Origin of the sequence: Tsuneonella dongtanensis, assembly GCF_001698205.1 — a bacterium.
GTDB classification, from domain to species: Bacteria; Pseudomonadota; Alphaproteobacteria; order Sphingomonadales; family Sphingomonadaceae; genus Tsuneonella; species Tsuneonella dongtanensis.
Map to the genome: position 1 here is coordinate 910,147 of NZ_CP016591.1, position 16,543 is coordinate 926,689.

The following is a 16,543-nucleotide window of genomic DNA, read 5'->3' on the forward strand; positions in this document are numbered from 1 at the left end:
CCCGGCGTCAATTGATCTTGATGAGCGCAGCTTGCTCGGTGAGGATTCCCCCCGCCTTGACCTCGGTCATCGCCTTGCCGTCGACCTTGATCATCGGCGAGGTGAGCGTCGCATTGGCCGGCGTGAGCTTGAGCGAGGTGCCGCCGACCTTGAGCTCGATCGATTGCATCGCCTCGATCAGGACTTTGCCGAGGCTCGTCTTGATGGTGAGGTTGCCCTGCTTGATCGTCAGTTCGTCGTTGCCCTGCTTGATCTCGGTCGTGCGGTTGCCCTGGGTGATGGTGTTCTTCTCGTTGAGTTTCAGGACATAGGTCCTGTTCCCATCGATCGTGACCTTCTCGTCCTTCTTGACGTATCGCTCGCGGTTGCGGCCTACCTTGAGTTGTTCGTCGTGCCCGACGTGCTTCGAAGTGTCGAACCTGACCCGGACGTTCATGTCCCGCTCGGCGTGCAGGAACACCTCTTCCTTGCCGCCCTTGTCCTCGAAGCGCAGCTCGTTGGCCTTGGGTTCGCCGGTGTCGAGCTTCTCGGTTTCGGGATAGGAGTCCTGCTTGCCGTAAGTCAGCGTGCGCCAGAGCGCGATCGTCTTGTTCGCCGGCAGCGGGTAGACCGGCATGTGTTCCTTGTTGAAGACGCGCCCTGTCACCACGGGGCGGTCGGGGTCGCCATGAAGGAAGTCGACCAGGACCTCGTGTCCGACTCGCGGGAGGATGACGTTACCCAGCCCGCCCGTTTGCGATACGCGAATCCAGCAGGTCGACTTCTCGTCGGGGGTGCCGGTGCGATCCCAGTGGAAGCGAACCTTTACGCGGCCGAATTCGTCGGTGAAGATCGTCTCGCCGCTTGGTCCAGTGACGATGGCCGATTCGAGCCCAACGACACGCGGTTTCGGCGTCTTGAGCGGCGCACGGAATTGGGTGCTGGCAGGGATGGCGACGAGGTGGACCTGATCCTCGTCGCGCTGACCTGTCCCGGACCGATAGCTCTGCGACTGCAGCTGGTGCAGGGTCGAGACGATCATGTATTCGGCATTGAAGCGGTCGTTCGGGTGGTTCGACAGCTTGAAGGTCGTGCCCACCGTCAGCCCTTTGGCAGTCGCCTCGGTCGAATATGATCGACGCTGCGCCCGCAACTGGTCGAGCCGCGCCTTGCTCAGGCGGCTACCCCTGCCTGGCTCGATGAACGGTCCGGGGTAATCGTAGAGCTCGATCTCGTCCTTGGGGTGTTCCTTTTCGCCGGTGGCTTCGCCCTCCACCGGCTTGGTCGGTTTCTTGAAGTCGAAATCGCGCAGCGTCACGCGGTCGTGCGCACTGCTCGAAACCCGCTCCGTCCAGCTCTTGAGATAATGCTTTTCGCCCCAGGCCCCGGACACGCGGTAGGATTGACTGGCTTCGGCGGTCGGATTGAAGGCGAGCCCGCCGACCTTCGTTTCGCGGTGGTTGCTGGCCTTGTCGCAGATGACCAGCGTGTGCTTGTCCTCGGTGTGCTCGAAGAAATAATAGAGCCCTTCCTGCTCCATAATTCGCGAGATGAAATTGAAGTCGCTCTCGCCGTACTGCACGCAATATTCGAACGGCTCGTAGGATTCCGAGATGCGCAGATCGTAGTCGCTGATTCCGGCGGCGGCGAAGACATCCTTGAGGATGTCGATCGCGGTCTTCTCTTGGAAGATCGCAAAGCCCTTGCGGCTGTCCATGAAGTGCATGAACGAGCGAAGCGACAGGTTGTAGTAGAACCCGTCGGACGTCTCGCGCAGGTAAACGGCCTCAACCAGGATGCCGTTGAAGTAGCGGACTTCTTCTTCATCCTCGAACACTGTGACCCCGACCGGCTCGCCGATGTGCGGCGCAAGGTCCAGCTCGCCGAGAGGGGCGGTGATCTGCAGTTCGATCTGGAACGGTTCGGAAAGCGATTCGTGCGCAGTCAGCGAAACGAACTCGACCTGTTCGCCGCCAAGATCGATTGCGAGTCTGGTCTCGCGAAAATTGTCGCTCATCGTCATCAGCTCCCGTCGTTCGCGCCCCGACGATCCAGCCACTCTTTTCGTTGTCGGCAACCTTGCCCGATTTGACACACCTGCCAAGGGGCCTGCTTGTCATCTGATAAACAAAATGTTACTGCAAGGCCAATAAGAGGGAATTGGTCTCCCAACAATCAGGTCGCGACTGGGGCAGCAAGACGGGTTGGCCGTCATTTTGCGCGTGCCCTGCCTTGGAGGGTAAGATGAAAGCCTGGTTCCTAGTTCTTCCCATTGCAGTCGCTACGCCGATGGCCGCATATGCGCAGTCGGTCGATGCCGAAGATGCGCGCGCAGCCGATCTGGCATGCCAGCTGGCTGGCCTGTGCGGTGATCTCGCGCAGGAAGAAGCCGATCGCGAGAAGCAGGGCATCGAGGATGTCGAAACGCGCGCGCTCCTGTCGATCGGCGCTCTGCGCGCCGCCAGCAAGGGCAAGACGAGCGCGCCGAGCGCCGCGCCCGCTCCGCGCTCTGCGGCAAAGGCGGCGTCCGCTTCGCCCGCGAAGGCCGAAGTCGTCCGGACCGCCAAGCGCAACACCGCCCGTCGCGTGGTCGCTGCGGCCCCTGTGTCTGGCCGAGCCGTCAGCGGCGCGGCCGCGGACGTGCCCGAATCGCTGGCCCGCCGCGCTCCGCTCTTCATCACCTTCGGCCTGAACTCGGCCAAGCTGACCAAGGAGTCGGCGGTGGAAGTCGCGAGCTTCGCGAAGGCGCTGGCCAAGATTTCGGCTTCCGGAATCAACACCCGCTACCGGATCGAGGGTCACACCGATGCGTCGGGCGATGCAGCGTTCAATCGCAAGCTTTCGGAAGATCGGGCTGCCGCGGTCCGTGCTGCCTTGCTTGCTCAGGGCGTCGAAGGCAACCGGATCGAAGTTGCCGGATATGGCAGCGATCAGCCTGTCGATGGTCTGGACAAGGCCAATCCGATCAACCGGCGCGTCGAGGCGGTGGAGATCAAGTAGCGGTCTCGATCGCCGGGGGGCGCAGTGAAGACGCTTGAAGAATTGCTGGCACCGGTCGCGGGCGATGCTCCGACCGGGCCGGACATGGACGAGAGTGCCGAGTTCGATCGGCTGCGCACGGCCTTCGATGTCAACTTTCCGCTCGATGCGAAGGTAATCGAGCCGGAGGAAGGCGTGCCGCCGCCGCCGGCTGTCGACTGGGAAGAGCTGCGCGATGAAATCGAGGCGCTGTCGGACCAGACCAAGGACTTGTTCCTGGCGGTATCCTACGCGCGCTGCGGACTCGTCATCGGCGATCTGGAGACCGTCGAGCGCGGCCTGATGTTCTCTGCCGGACTGCTCGAATCGTACTGGGAGGCAGTCAACCCTCCGATCGACGGGGTCATGGGTTATCCCGGTCGTGCCGGCATATTCGAGAACCTGGCGCAGCGCGGTGCGTTCGGCATTCCGCTCCTTGGCATGGCGGTGATTCGCGATGGCAGGATGGCGCTGACTGCCGAACAACTCACCGATGCTGCCGAAAACGGCGGTTCGTCGGACCATTTCGCGAACGTCAAGCGCGTGCTCGATTCATGGGATGACGAACGCAAGGGTGCCCTTGCGGACCAGTTTGCCTCGATGCTCGATGCCGTCGCGCGGATCGATCGTTCGATGAAGGAGCACGCCGAAGGCGGCGGCGCGCCCGATTTCAGCACCACGCGCGATACGATCGAGGTGGTGCGCGATGCCTTCCTCTCGCTCGCCGGTCTTTCCCAGGCCGATTCGGCGGGTGAAGGCGGGGGCGAACCGGCAGAAGACGGGTCGGACGAGGCCGCCGACGAATCCGCAGCGGGGCCCGGTCTCAGCGGAAAGGTCCGCTCACGCGACGATGTGCTTCGCGCACTGACCGAGATCGAGCAGTATTACGCCCGCGCCGAGCCCGGCCACCCGGTCAAGGTCGCCGCGGCACGCCTGCGCGGCTGGGTGAAGATGGATTTCATGGCGATCCTGGAAGATATCGTCCCGAACAGCGTGGATGACGCGAAAAACGTTTTGCTTGAACGTCGTAACGTGGAATGAAGTGAATCGAGGTTGCGGGCCCGCAAGGCTCGCATGGTGGGCGCAACGCGCGCTCCTAGGTTGGGGGAAGTGAAGTGTCGGATTCCGGTCAGAAGTTCATCAGCCGCAATCGCGCCCCGCGCGTGCACATCTCCTACGATGTCGAGACCTACGGTGCGCGCAAGTCGGTCGAGCTGCCATTCGTCATGGGCGTGATGAGCGACCTGTCGGGTAAGAGCGAGGTCGCCAAGAAGGACCTCAAGGACCGCGATTTTCTGGAATTCGATGTCGACAACTTCGACAAGCGCATGGCGGCGATCGCCCCGCGTGCGGCGTTCTATGTCGACAATGAGATCGAAGGTGAAGGCAAGATCGCGGTCGACCTGACGTTCAAGAAGATGGAAGATTTCGATCCGGGCAAGGTTGCCAAGGCTGTTCCAGCGCTTGCCAAGCTGCTCGAGGCGCGCGAGCAGTTGAACGACCTGCTGGTCCTCATGGACGGCAAGCAGAACGCGACCGAACTGCTCGACAAGGTCCTCAAGGACCCGGACCTGATGAAGGCGCTCAGCGCGGCCAAGAGCGAGTCCGGTGCAGATACGGGCGCGACGGAAGGCGATGCCGCCGCGGAGTGATCGCGGCACGATTAGGATACTGACCACCGCTCCCGCGCGGTGATCCACGGAGGAAATGATGGCTACCGATCCGCTTCAGACAGCCGGCGCAGCGGCACAGGAATCGATCGCGATCGATGACTTCGCCGAGCTCATCCAGCGCGATTTCAAGCCCAAGAACGAAGAGGGCGCGACCAAGATCCAGGCCGCGATCGCCACGCTTGCCCAGCAAGCGCTGGGCGACGCAGCGCGGATGGGCGACGACGTTTTCTCGACGATCGACGCGATGGTCTCTGAAATCGATCGAAAGCTTTCGCAGCAGGTCAACGCGATCCTCCACCACGAGGAGTTCCAGGAGCTCGAATCGGCCTGGCGAGGCCTCGATTACCTCGTCACCGGCAGCGAAACGGGGCAGGATCTCAAGATCCGCGTGATGAACATCAGTCGCGGCGAGTTGTCGCAGGTTTTCAAGCAGTACCGCGGTGCTGCTTGGGACCAGAGCCCGCTGTTCAAGAAGATCTACGAGAGCGAATTCGGCCAGCTCGGCGGGGAGCCTTACGGCGCGTTCATCGTCGATCTTCAGTTCGATCATTCGTCGGCCGATCTTGCGATCATGAAGGGGCTGGCGCGTATCGGCGCCGCTTCGCATGCGCCGATGATTTCCGCAGCGAGCTCCAACCTGCTCAACATGGACAACTGGACCGAGATTTCCGACCCGCGCGATCTCGCGAACCGGTTCTCGACCACAGAGCACGCAGCGTGGAATTCTTTCCGTGCGTCGGACGACAGCAAGTACCTTGCGCTTACCATGCCGCGGATCCTTGGTCGCCAGACTTACGATGCGCGTGACAATCCGATCGAAGAGTTCGAGTTCACCGAGAAGACCGACGGCGACCACGACAATCACCTGTGGATCAACTCGGCCTACGCGATGGGCATTCGGATCAATGCCGCATTCCGCGAGTACGGCTGGTGTACCCGCATCCGCGGTGTCGAGAGTGGCGGAACGGTCAAGGACCTCCCGCTGTCGACGTTCCCGACCGACGACGGCGGCGTCGACCAGAAGTGCCCGACCGAAGTGGCGATCTCCGATCGGCGCGAGGCCGAGCTGTCGGAACTCGGCCTGATGCCGCTCATCCACCGCAAGAACACGACCGATGCGACCTTCATTGGCGCGCAGACCGTCCACAAGCCCGCCAAGTACGACAATGCCGACGCCACCGCCAACGCACGGCTGGCGGCGCGACTGCCGTATATCTTCGCCAGCTGCCGCTTTGCGCACTATCTCAAGTGTATGGTGCGTGACTGGGTCGGCGGGACCCGCGAAGGTCCCCAGCTCGAAGCCGAGCTGAGCGACTGGGTGCACCAGTACGTCACTGCGGATCCGGAATCCGCATCCGAAGAAACGAAGGCCCGCTTGCCGCTCAAGCGCGCCGACGTGAAAGTCGAGCCGGACCCAGAGAATCCGGGGTATTATAGAAGCCGCTTCCTGTTCGTTCCCCACCACCAGCTGGAGGGAATGGATGTAAGCGTCAGCATGGTGTCGCGACTGCCGAAGCAGGACTAAACCTGCACGGCCGTAGAACTGTCCAAACCAGCTAACGGAGACCAGATATGGCTGTTTCAGTTTTCATGAAGCTCGACGGCATCGAGGGTGAATCGACCGACGAGAAGCACAAGAACGAGATCAAGCTCAACTCGTGCAGCTTTTCGGCGCACAATTCTTCGGCATACAACAACTCGTCGAAGACCGTTTCCAAGGGCCAGGCCATGATGGCCGACATCGCCTTCACGAAGGAAGCCGACAAGACCTCGGTCGCGCTGTTCAAGGCGTGCGCCTCGGGCAAGGTCATTCCCAAGGCCAAGATCTCGTTCCAGACCAACGTCGGCGATGACAAGAAGATCGATTTCCTTGTCTACGAACTCGATAACGTCGTGGTGAACAACTACAACTTCTCGGCCGCGCACGATGCCGACGAAAGCGGCAGCCTCACCTACGCCAAGATTCGCCAGGTCTACGATCAGCGCGACGAGAAGGGCACCTCTACGGGCAAAGTCGAAGGTTTCTTCGACGTCCTTCTGAACAAGGCCGGCTGATCCCGGCCCGCTACGGCGGGGGAACGGCGTGTCGAATGTCGATGAACTGCTTGCGGGTGGCGACATCCGTGGCGCCCGGAGTGCACTGATCGAAGAGGTCAGGGCCAATCCGGGCGATCCACGGGTGCGCATGTTCCTGTTCCAGCTGTGCGCTTTGACGGGAGAATGGGATCGAGCGAAAAGCCAGGCGGACACGCTCGGCAAGCTCGATCCCTCTGCCAAGATGCTGGCGGTCGCCTATTCGCAGTGCATCGACGCCGAAGCGCGCCGCGCCGAGGTGATGGCGGGGCGCGAGCCCGTCTCTATGCTGTCCCCAGTCGAATGGGGCGCGGCACTCGCTGAGGGCATTCGCCTCCGTCAATCAGGTAACCCGGGAGCCGACGAGGCGCTTGCAGCGGCGTTCGACCAGGCGCCCACAAGTTCCGGTACCCTCGACGACGGCACCGAATTCGAGTGGATTGCCGACGCCGATCCCCGATTCGGACCCACTATCGAGGCAATCATCGCGGGCAGGTACGGCCTGATGCCGTTCGCCGCTCTCGAAGCACTCACGATCCACGCGCCGCACGACCTGCGCGATACGGTGTGGATCCCGGCAGAGTTTGCGCTGAAGCAGGGGATCAAGGTCGCCGGCTTCATTCCTGTCCGCTACCCCGGCTCGGAGGCATCGGAAGACGCAGCGATCATACTGGGGCAGGCAACCCACTGGGTGGAAGAGAACGGCGGTGAGGCGGGTCTCGGCCAGCGGCTCCTCGTCCTGTCCGACGGCTCGGAGCGCCCGCTGCTCAGTGTGCGCCGCATCGACTTCGCAGAGGGTTGATCGTGGCGGTCAAGGTCCGCCTCACCCCGACACTGTTCGACAAGCTCGTCAGCGGGAACGACCTGGCGGGAATTGGAGCGAACGATGAATCTCCCTCGGTTTCGCGCGATGAATTCCGCAATTTCGCCCCTGCCAACGTCGAGCGGTTCACCGAGGCTGCATTGCGCGCGACGGTGCGCAGGGATCTGGCGTGGCTTCTCAATACCCTGTCGCTGGAATCGGCACAGGATCTTTCGAAGCATCCTTGGGTGCAAAAGTCGGTTCTCAATTTCGGCGTCCGCGACTTCGCCGGTCGCTCTTCGGGTGATCGTAACGATCGCGAGCAGGCGCGCGAAATTCGCGCGGCGATCCTGCGTTTCGAACCTCGGCTCAACCCGCGCACGCTGCGGGTGGAGCCGGTCCGCAACGCGGACCTGCCGGGCAAGGTGAGCTTTTTCATCGAGGCCGAGGTCATGGGCGGTCCCAAGTCGCTCCCGGTCCGCTTCCGAACCGATATCGACGTCGAGACAGCGACGGTGGAGGTCAACGAGTAATGGACCCCAGGCTGCTCGATTTCTACGAGGCCGAACTCGAATACCTTCACGCGCAGTCCAAGGTCTTCGCCGAAAGCCACGAGACTGCGGCCCGGCGGCTTGGTCTCAACAGTTCCGAACCCGATCCTTACGTGGAGCGGCTGCTGGAAGGCGTCGCGTTCCTGTCCAGCCGCGTCCACCTGAAGATCAATGACCAGTTCCCGGAATTCACCCAGCACCTGCTGCAGGCCGTCCAGCCGCATTATCTCGCACCCACCCCGTCGATCTGCATTGCCGCGTTCGAACCGGCGCAAGGCGATCCGGGCCTTGCGAAGGGGCACGTCGTTCCCCGGCGGACCCGGCTGACCGCCGAACCTCCGGGATCGACCCGAACCCCGGTAACGTTCGAAACGGGGCATGAGGTGACCATCTGGCCGCTCCAGATTGCCGCGGCCGAATACATCGGCAGCCGTGCGGCCGCGGCCGCGCATGCAGCCCGGGCAGGGGTAAGGGCGCAGGCTGCGCTCACCATTCGCATCGAGCCATCGCCGGGCATCGACCTGACCACGGTTGAGGCCGACCATCTCGACATCTACCTCGATGGCAGCGAGGCGGTGCCCAACGAACTGTATAGACAGCTGATCGGGGAATCGGTGGCAGTCGTCGCGCGTCCGCTCGACAGCCAGGACGAACGGTTCGTCCTTCTGGACACCCCGGCGCAACACGGGTTCGACGAGGAAGAAGCCCTCCTTCCCAACGACGGCCGTACCCTGGGCGCGTATCGCATCCTCAGCGAATACTTCGCATGCCCGGAACGCTTCCGGTTCGTGCGGCTGCGCAATCTTCGCAAGGCTTTCGCGATGTCGAACAAGGCCATCGAGGTCACGATCCTCTTTTCCCGGTCGGCAGATTCACTGGTCCAGTCGGTCAGCGAGCGCAATTTCAAGCTTTTCGCCACCCCTGCGATCAACCTGTTCGAAAAGCAGCTGAACCGGGTTCCGTTCGACCAGTCCGAGCACGAGTTCAAGGTCGTCGCCGATCGCGATGGGCCGCTCGATTTCGAGGTCTTCCGCATCCTCGAGATGAAGGCGTTCGATCGCGACAACCGCGATCCGCGAGTGGTGGCCCCGCTGTTCGCCTTCGGCTCGCTGCTCTACGACTACCGCTCCGCGCTGTTCTACACCACGACCGTGCGCATGCGGCGTCTCTCCCGGCGCGAACGGAGGCTGCGGCGGCGCGAGGATTACACGGGCACCGAGACTTACGTCAGCATCACCAGCCCGGGCGATCCCGAGCGGCTGGATTCGATACACGATCTCTCGGTGCGCGCCCTCGTCACTAACCGCGAGCTGCCCGAACTGCTCGAGTTCGCCAGCGAAAACCATCTGAGCGCATCCGGCATTCCCGCCCGCACGATCAAGGTCGTGCGTTCGCCGACACGGCCGCTGCCGCCGATGGGCATCGGCGACGCCGCTTGGCGGATCATCGGACACATCACGCCGAACTACGCTGCGCTGCTGCCCGAAGAAGGGGGCGACGCGGAGCTGCTGCGCAACCATCTGGCGCTGTACGGTCGTCCCGAGGATCCCGTGATGCGCTCGCAGATCGATGGCATCCTGACCGCCAAAAGCACGCCAATTACGCGGCGGGTACCCGGGCTGGGACGGATGGCCATGGCGCGGGGCCTCAAGATCCAGATCGAGCTGGACGACAGCTCGTTCGACCAGGCGCGAATTTACTTGTTCACCGCGGTCCTCGAACGGTTCCTCAGCGAATTCGCGATCGTCAACTCGTTCACGGAAGCGCACTTCCGTACCAAGCTTCAGGGAGAAATCGCGGCATGGATGCCCCGGATCGGCAGACGTCAGGCTATCTGACGTTCCTGCGCCGGGCCGCAGAGGCGCCGCGCAGGTTCAGTCTGTTCGCGCTAGTCCGTGGCGCGGCAGCCAGGGCGCCCGACAAGCCGCCGGTCGGCGCGAGCCGCCTACCTTCGCAGGACGTGATCGGGCTCAAGCAGATTCCCCATGTGCGGTATCCGGCACCCACGCTCGAGGCGATCGAGATTGAAGCGGGCAAGGGTACGGCAGAAGGGTTCTGGCTCGGCCTGACCGGACCGATGTCGCCGCTGCCGCTTCATCTCACCGAATACGCCATGCTGGAGCGCAAGAACGGCAAGACGCAGCCGTTCGGCGACTTCCTCAACATGCTGACCGAGCGCTTCCTGCACCTGTTCTACCGTGCCTGGGCCGTCTCGCAGCCTGCGGTCGAGGCTGATCGTCCCGACGTCGACCACTTCGCCAACTACGTCGGTCGGCTGACCGGTGCACATGAGGGCGCTGACGAGGATTCGGCATTCCCGGCCAAGGCGCGGCTGCATTACGCCGCCATTTTCGCGTCGCGCCGTAGCGCAGGAGCGATCGAGGGCGGGATGACCCATCTGCTCGGCATGAAAACCGAAGTGCGCGAATTCCAACCGCGCTGGCGCGACATCGAGCCCGACGACCGTACCCGCCTCGGCGTGAAGCACCATCGTCTCGGTGATGCCATTCTCGGCAAGAAGGTGCTGCAGGCATCGGATTGCTTCGAAGCCCGCATCACCGCAAACGATATTCACCAGTTCCGCCGGATGCAGCCGGCGGGAGACCTGTTCCCGGTCGCTGCCGAAGCGCTCGACGCTTTCACTCCGTCGCATCTCGAATGGACGATGACGCTGTGCCTTGCACAGGGCCGCGTCGCGCCCGTCCGGCTCGACGGCGAGCATCGGCTCGGCTGGTCATCGTGGGTGGGCAGCCCCGACAGCGATCACATGCGGCGCGACGTCCATCTTCGCCGCTCCGCGACAAGGCTCAATTCCAGGAAGGGTATGCAATGACAGAGATCAGCCGTTCAGCACTGTTCGGGCGCCTCAATCCGACTGCGCTCAAGGCGATCGAGACCGCGACCGGGTTCTGCAAGATGCGCGGCAATCCCTATGTCGAGCTGGTCCACTGGCTGCACATCCTGCTGCAGGATTCGCAAAACGACCTTGCTGCGATCCGCACGGCCTTCAAGATCGACGACGCGCAGCTAGCGCGCGATGTCGTCGCTGCACTCGATCAGTTGCCGCGCGGAGCAAGCGCCATTTCGGACTTCTCGCCGCAGATCGAGGAGGCGATCGAGAAGGGTTGGCTCTACGCCTCGCTGCAATGGGGTGCGGCCAAGGTGCGCACGGGACACCTGCTCTACGGCATGCTGAAGACGCCCACGCTCAGCAACGCCCTCAACGCGATCAGCATCGAATTCCGCAAGATCGACGCGAATCGCCTTGCCAGCGACTTCGAGGGACTCACCGCGTCCTCGACCGAGCAGACGCAGACTGCCGGGGTGGCAGGACCTTCCGGTGGCGGCGAGGGCGATACGGGGGCGCCGGGCGCGGGCGGGATGGGCGAGGGCAGCGCGCTCGCCAAGTTCTCGACCGACCTCACCCAGCAGGCGCGCGACGGCAAGATCGAGACGATCATCGGCCGCGACGCGGAAATCCGCCAGATCGTCGACATCCTACTCCGCCGGCGCCAGAACAACCCGATCCTTGTCGGCGAAGCGGGCGTCGGCAAGACCGCGGTGGTCGAAGGGTTTGCCAAGCGGCTTGCCGAAGGCGACGTGCCACCAGCCCTGCAGGGCGTGACGCTGCGCTCGCTCGACATCGGCATGATGCAGGCCGGTGCTAGCGTGAAAGGCGAGTTCGAGAAGCGGCTGCGCTCGGTGATCGACGAGGTCGAAGGATCGGCCACTCCGATCATCCTGTTCATCGACGAGGTCCACACCCTTGTCGGCGCGGGTGGCCAGGCCGGGACCGGCGACGCCGCCAACCTGCTCAAGCCCGCGCTCGCCCGCGGAAACCTGCGCACAATTGGTGCAACCACGTACGCCGAGTACCGCCAGTACTTCGAAAAGGACCCGGCGCTGACACGCCGCTTCCAGACGGTCGATATCGGCGAGCCCGATCGCGACAAGGCGATCCAGATGATCCGGTCGGTCGCGCCGATGATGGAGGCCCACCACGATATCGTCGTGCTCGACGAGGCGGTCGACGCCGCGGTCACGCTTTCGCAGCGCTACGTTCCGGCGCGCCAGCTTCCCGACAAGGCCGTGAGCCTGCTGGATACCGCCGCGGCGCGGGTCGCGGTGTCGCAGCATGCCACCCCGGCACGGGTCGAGGATCGCAAGCGCAAGCTCGAATTGCTCGAGGTGGAGCGCGAGGTGGTCGAGCGCGAGGTCGGCGGTCAGTACCGCTCCGACGACCGGCATGCGAAGATCGTTCACGAGATCGACGACGCGAAGGCGGCGCTCGCCGAGGCGGAAGCCAAGTGGGACGGGGAGAAGGCCGCGCTCGAGAAAGTGGTCGCGGCGCGCCGCGCGCTGACCGAGGCGCGCTCCGCGGAGGGCGGTGCTGGAGACAGCGAGGAGGCATTGATGAGCGACCTCCGCGCTGCACTCGACGCGATGCACGCAGCGCAGGGCGACGATCCGATGGTCTTCGGCGTTGTCGACGCCGATGCCGTTTCGGCTGTGGTCGCCGACTGGACCGGCATCCCGGTGGGCCGCATGGTCAAGGACGAGATACGCTCGACCCTCGACCTTGCCGAACGCCTGAAGAAGCGCGTTGTCGGGCAGGACCACGCGATGGACGCCATCGCCAAGCGCATCCAGACGAGCCGCGCCAAGCTCGACAACCCGAACAAGCCGGTCGGCGTGTTCATGCTCTGCGGCCCCTCGGGCGTCGGCAAGACCGAGACCGCGGTCGCGCTCTCGGAGCTGTTGTTTGCCGGCGAGGAATCGATGATCGTCATCAACATGAGCGAGTTCCAGGAGGCGCACACGGTCTCCACGCTCAAGGGCGCCCCGGCCGGTTATGTCGGTTACGGGCAGGGGGGTGTGCTGACCGAGGCGGTGCGACGGCGGCCCTATTCGGTCGTCCTGCTCGACGAGGTCGAAAAAGCGCACCCCGACGTCCACGAGATGTTCTTCCAGGTCTTCGACAAGGGTTTCATGAACGACGCCGAAGGCCGCTACATCGACTTCAAGAACACGATCATCCTGCTCACCAGCAACGTCGGTACCGACCTGATCATGGACATGGCCTCCGACGAGGAGTTGAAGCCCGAACCCGAAGCGGCGGCTGCGGCGCTGCGGCCGGAACTGCTAAAGGTGTTCCCGCCGGCGCTGATCGGCCGGACGGTGCAACTCGCCTACTGGCCGCTGTCGCCCGACATGCTCAAGGGCATCATTCGCATCCAGCTCGATCGCATCAAGAAGCGGATCGAAGGCAACCACAAGATCGCGTTCAACTACGGTGACGACGTGGTCGACTTCATCGTCGCGCGCTGCACCGACGCCGATTCAGGAGGTCGCATGATCGACAACATCCTGACGAACACGATGTTGCCCGAAATGTCGGTCCAGCTGCTCGAAAAGCAGATGGACGGCGCCGAGGTGCAAAGCATCGAGGTGAAGGCCGGAGACGGCAAATTCGAGTATTCGTTCTCGGGAGAATGACGATGCGGTTGGATAAGCCTTCACTCGATGCGAAGTCGGCCATGGTGTGCTCCCAGGCCGGGATCGATCTGATGAACAAGCAGGCCATCGACCTTCGAAAGACCATCAAGGTCCTGGAAGGCCAGATCCAGGATATCGAGAAGCACAAGACAAAGCAGGAGCGGCTGGCCGGGGTCGGTCTGACTCTCAACCTGCTGAAGGCGACTTCCGAGGCCTTTGTCGACCTTGGCATGGCGCTCACCGGCGCGAAGAACCCCGTCCTTGCATCGCTCAAGAAATTGCGTCCCGTCGCATCCGAAGCCGGCAACGTCCTGGCAGGAAAGGGCCTGACGAAGGATTCGGCGAAGGCCGCCATTGGTTATGCAAAGGGGGGCAAGGACAACTTCGAAAAATGCATGTCCGATTTCGCCGCGAACACGACGAATTTGATGATCGATGCTATGGCCAATGACACCTATGGTGTGAAAAAGGCCGGTGCGAAAAGCGTCATCGCCGCCAACAAATGCGCATTGGCGGCAGGCGAGGTCATGAAGGAGCGTTCGCGGAAAGGTGCGGGCGAGCTGTGGGGCAAGGCCTCCGACAAAGTCGGCAGGGTGACGGACTTCGCTTTCGCAATCGAAAAATACAACCACGATCTGGAAAAGGCGTTCGACACCTATCTGTCCGATATCGAAGGTGCGGGCGGCACGGAATCGGCGAAGAAAACGGTGAAGGCGGGCCTGCAAAAGCAGATCGATAACTTGCGCAAGCTGGAAGCAGCGGTCGCCGATTGCGCGGGTAAATAGGTTCACCGCACCTCGCGAAAAGGATGCGGGCGAGGGAAGCCATCCGGATCGAGGCGGCTTCGGCCGAATAAGCGAAGCGTTCTGCAGCGGATGGGGATTATCGGCGTGGCAGCCAGCAGCGCGTCCTTCCGCTCGCGGGCACTCACGAGCCTCGGCCTTAGATGGGCGGGATCTACTGCCTGACAGGCAACCGACGGCGTTCCGAAGCGTCGTCCCGGTCCAGAGCACGCCTTCCTGAAGCACGCCACACAGGGTTCGCATCGGCACGCAGTTCGAAGGCCGCCCGACCGCCCGGCCGATCGAGCAACTCCTTTGTCAGTGCCCTCGTTTCGTCATCGGGGCCGAGCGCCCACAGCGCAGCGATACGGTTCGCTGCGGCTTCCACATCACCTGTGTCCAGCGCAGCCCGGGCAGCGGTCGCCTGGACCGGCCGTGCGCGCCAGCCGCGACGGGTCGAGAGCTCGAATGCCTTGGCAAAGCCTTGGGGATCGCCGGACGTCAGGTTTGCCATCGACAGAAGGAAAAGGTGCTCGGCGGGGACAGGACGCCGCCGGACGAGCACCTGCGCTTCCTTGATGGCGGCGTCGCCATCGGTTCCGACAAGTGCGGCTGCCGCGAGCGGAGCCTGCGCGAAGGCGCGGAAAGGGCCTGGTACGAGCACGGCGAGCGCCGGGTCGTTCACAGTCGCGCGGTCGATCTGCGCGCACACTGCCACTCCGGCAAGGAGCACCATGAGCGCGATCCATGTGGCACGGATCATGGAAGGGGGCCCCGGTCCGTGCGAACTATCGGACTGCGCGCGAGCAGTGCGACAGCCAGAGCGCCAAGGCACAGCATCGCCTGGTTCCTGAGCGGATAGGCCAATGTCGATTGGGCGGCAATCGCCGCCAGGAACAACAGGGCCGCGCGCGCCGACCAGGCGTCGGGGGTGCGAATTGCCCGCCATCCCGTCAGGATCACCCAGCCTATCCAGGCGGCGGCTATGAGCACCGCCACCAAACCTCCTTCGATCGCGAGCTCCAGGTAATCCATGTGCGCCCGTCCGGCCCTTCGCGGGCTTACGTGTTCGAGCGACTCGTCGACCTGGAAGACCTCGTCGAAAGTCCCCATCCCCGCACCAACCGGCCAGTAGCGCTGCGCAGCGTAGAGCGAATCCGCGCGCATCTCGGCGCGCATACCGTCACCTCCGTCGAAACGGTCGAGTGTCTCCTGCGCCCGATCGGTTGTGAGGATCGCCGCAGCGCCGGCAAGCGCAAGCAAAGCAAAGGCTGCTGCCCAAGTCATCGACCGTCGCGAATTCCCGGCATGCCGATCTGCGCGCGGCTGGATCCCGGCAAGGCGCCAGGCGAACAGCAATGCTGGCGCCGCCAACAGGACCATCCCGCTGCGTGAACCCGTGAGTACGACACAGGTAGCCAGGAACGCCCCTGCCGCCGCGCGAATGGCTTTTTGCTGAGCCGTCCGGGCCGGAGCAGGCAGCCCGACCAGGAACAACAGGGCGCCCACGAGCGCAAGGGCCGCGGCGTTACGATCGGCGAATGTCGCCACGAGTACGCCGGCAAGCGGCCGCTGCGATGCGTAGAGATCTCCCCATTCGTCGTTGAACAGGTGCAGGGTTCCGAAAGCGGCGGCGGCTATCGCGAGGCAGACGGTGATGGATTGCAACACCGCGAGCTCGCGCGGAGAGCACCGCATGGCAAGCACCATGACCGCAAGCGGCGCCAAAGTGCCGAGAAAGGCGACGAGCGTGCGCGCAGGGGAAAGCGATAGCGGAAACCAGCCCAGTCCCCCCGAGAGCATTTGCGATCCGGCAACAAGGCTGCGACCGGGTAAGTCCCGCCAGAGATCGGGATGAAGCGGCACGAGCTGGACAAGGGGAAAAAGGCAACTTGCAGCGACAAGCAAAGTGAGGGCGCGCGGCGAAGTCGTGGCAAACTCCGCCAAGGCCTTCCCGCGGACTGCCAGCGCAGCGATCGCAGCCAATTGCACGACAAGATTGCCCCAGGGCGCGTTCGCTCCGCCCCCACCGATGGCGACGGCCAACGCGAGAAGGATGGACACCGTCCAGGCGTCCCTCGAGAGCCTTATCGGCAGATAGGACTTGCCTCCGCTGGTCATGACTTGTGTCGCGTCGCCCACTTGCAAGAACGGCCTCCCTTGCGGGAG

The 16,543-nt window shown here is 63.5% G+C and carries 14 protein-coding genes; 11 read left to right on the top strand and 3 right to left on the bottom strand.

The genetic code is table 11. The features are described 5' to 3' along the window. Positions 1–7 precede the first annotated feature (7 nt). The gene (locus tag A6F68_RS04315; RefSeq protein ID WP_198152674.1) at positions 8–1,996 is read right to left on the bottom strand and encodes a type VI secretion system Vgr family protein; all 1,989 of its coding nucleotides are present in this window, start codon (positions 1,994–1,996) and stop codon (positions 8–10) included. A gap of 227 nt (positions 1,997–2,223) precedes the next feature. On the opposite strand from A6F68_RS04315, the gene A6F68_RS04320 reads away from it, so the two are divergent. The 11 genes from A6F68_RS04320 (at position 2,224) to A6F68_RS04370 (ending at position 14,377) form a co-directional block, all read left to right on the top strand. Then, a complete protein-coding gene (locus A6F68_RS04320; protein WP_084001641.1) occupies positions 2,224–2,979 on the top strand; it encodes an OmpA family protein in 756 nt (251 codons plus the stop codon). A gap of 24 nt (positions 2,980–3,003) precedes the next feature. Further along, positions 3,004–4,038 (top strand): type VI secretion system protein TssA, encoded by a 1,035-nt coding sequence (locus A6F68_RS04325; RefSeq protein WP_067676770.1) that lies wholly within the window; start codon positions 3,004–3,006, stop codon positions 4,036–4,038. Between the two features lie 74 nt (positions 4,039–4,112). After that, on the top strand, positions 4,113–4,649 hold the full coding sequence (tssB, locus tag A6F68_RS04330; protein ID WP_067676773.1) for a type VI secretion system contractile sheath small subunit: 537 nt from the start codon (positions 4,113–4,115) through the stop codon (positions 4,647–4,649). Between the two features lie 55 nt (positions 4,650–4,704). After that, entirely contained in the window at positions 4,705–6,195 is a 1,491-nt protein-coding gene (gene tssC / locus A6F68_RS04335) for a type VI secretion system contractile sheath large subunit (protein WP_067676775.1), read from the top strand. Positions 6,196–6,242: 47 nt separating this feature from the next. Continuing rightward, a complete protein-coding gene (locus A6F68_RS04340; RefSeq protein WP_084001643.1) occupies positions 6,243–6,725 on the top strand; it encodes an Hcp family type VI secretion system effector in 483 nt (160 codons plus the stop codon). 28 nt (positions 6,726–6,753) lie between these two features. Further along, the gene (locus A6F68_RS04345; protein ID WP_067676781.1) at positions 6,754–7,545 is read left to right on the top strand and encodes a type VI secretion system accessory protein TagJ; all 792 of its coding nucleotides are present in this window, start codon (positions 6,754–6,756) and stop codon (positions 7,543–7,545) included. 2 nt (positions 7,546–7,547) lie between these two features. Then, the gene (tssE, locus tag A6F68_RS04350) at positions 7,548–8,078 is read left to right on the top strand and encodes a type VI secretion system baseplate subunit TssE (RefSeq protein WP_067676783.1); all 531 of its coding nucleotides are present in this window, start codon (positions 7,548–7,550) and stop codon (positions 8,076–8,078) included. Continuing rightward, positions 8,078–9,934 (top strand): type VI secretion system baseplate subunit TssF, encoded by a 1,857-nt coding sequence (gene tssF / locus A6F68_RS04355; protein WP_067676785.1) that lies wholly within the window; start codon positions 8,078–8,080, stop codon positions 9,932–9,934. The genes tssE and tssF overlap by 1 nt, the downstream gene beginning before the upstream one ends. Next, positions 9,898–10,929, top strand: a complete 1,032-nt coding sequence (gene tssG, locus A6F68_RS04360) for a type VI secretion system baseplate subunit TssG (RefSeq protein WP_067676787.1) — start codon at positions 9,898–9,900, stop codon at positions 10,927–10,929. The genes tssF and tssG overlap by 37 nt, the downstream gene beginning before the upstream one ends. After that, positions 10,926–13,592: a type VI secretion system ATPase TssH gene (gene tssH, locus A6F68_RS04365; RefSeq protein WP_067676789.1), complete on the top strand. Its 2,667-nt coding sequence runs from the start codon at positions 10,926–10,928 to the stop codon at positions 13,590–13,592. The genes tssG and tssH overlap by 4 nt, the downstream gene beginning before the upstream one ends. Positions 13,593–13,594: 2 nt before the next feature. After that, a complete protein-coding gene (locus tag A6F68_RS04370; protein ID WP_157096651.1) occupies positions 13,595–14,377 on the top strand; it encodes a hypothetical protein in 783 nt (260 codons plus the stop codon). A gap of 172 nt (positions 14,378–14,549) precedes the next feature. On the opposite strand, the gene A6F68_RS04375 is transcribed toward A6F68_RS04370, so the two are convergent. Then, positions 14,550–15,137 carry a hypothetical protein gene (locus A6F68_RS04375; RefSeq protein WP_067676793.1) on the bottom strand — a complete coding sequence of 196 codons (588 nt, stop codon included), beginning with the start codon at positions 15,135–15,137 and terminating at the stop codon, positions 14,550–14,552. Then, positions 15,134–16,438, bottom strand: a complete 1,305-nt coding sequence (locus tag A6F68_RS04380; protein ID WP_198152675.1) for an O-antigen ligase family protein — start codon at positions 16,436–16,438, stop codon at positions 15,134–15,136. Before A6F68_RS04380 ends, A6F68_RS04375 begins: the two co-directional genes overlap by 4 nt. Positions 16,439–16,543: the final 105 nt, after the last annotated feature.

Excerpts from the sequence above, each read along its gene's own strand:
- A6F68_RS04315 (WP_198152674.1), bottom strand. The coding sequence starts at position 1,996 with ATGAGCGACAATTTTCGCGAGACCAGACTCGCAATCGATCTTGGCGGC.
- A6F68_RS04320 (WP_084001641.1), top strand. The coding sequence starts at position 2,224 with ATGAAAGCCTGGTTCCTAGTTCTTCCCATTGCAGTCGCTACGCCGATG.
- tssC (WP_067676775.1), top strand. The coding sequence starts at position 4,705 with ATGATGGCTACCGATCCGCTTCAGACAGCCGGCGCAGCGGCACAGGAA.
- A6F68_RS04340 (WP_084001643.1), top strand. The coding sequence starts at position 6,243 with ATGGCTGTTTCAGTTTTCATGAAGCTCGACGGCATCGAGGGTGAATCG.
- tssF (WP_067676785.1), top strand. The coding sequence starts at position 8,078 with ATGGACCCCAGGCTGCTCGATTTCTACGAGGCCGAACTCGAATACCTT.
- tssG (WP_067676787.1), top strand. The coding sequence starts at position 9,898 with ATGGATGCCCCGGATCGGCAGACGTCAGGCTATCTGACGTTCCTGCGC.
- tssH (WP_067676789.1), top strand. The coding sequence starts at position 10,926 with ATGACAGAGATCAGCCGTTCAGCACTGTTCGGGCGCCTCAATCCGACT.
- A6F68_RS04370 (WP_157096651.1), top strand. The coding sequence starts at position 13,595 with ATGCGGTTGGATAAGCCTTCACTCGATGCGAAGTCGGCCATGGTGTGC.
- A6F68_RS04375 (WP_067676793.1), bottom strand. The coding sequence starts at position 15,137 with ATGATCCGTGCCACATGGATCGCGCTCATGGTGCTCCTTGCCGGAGTG.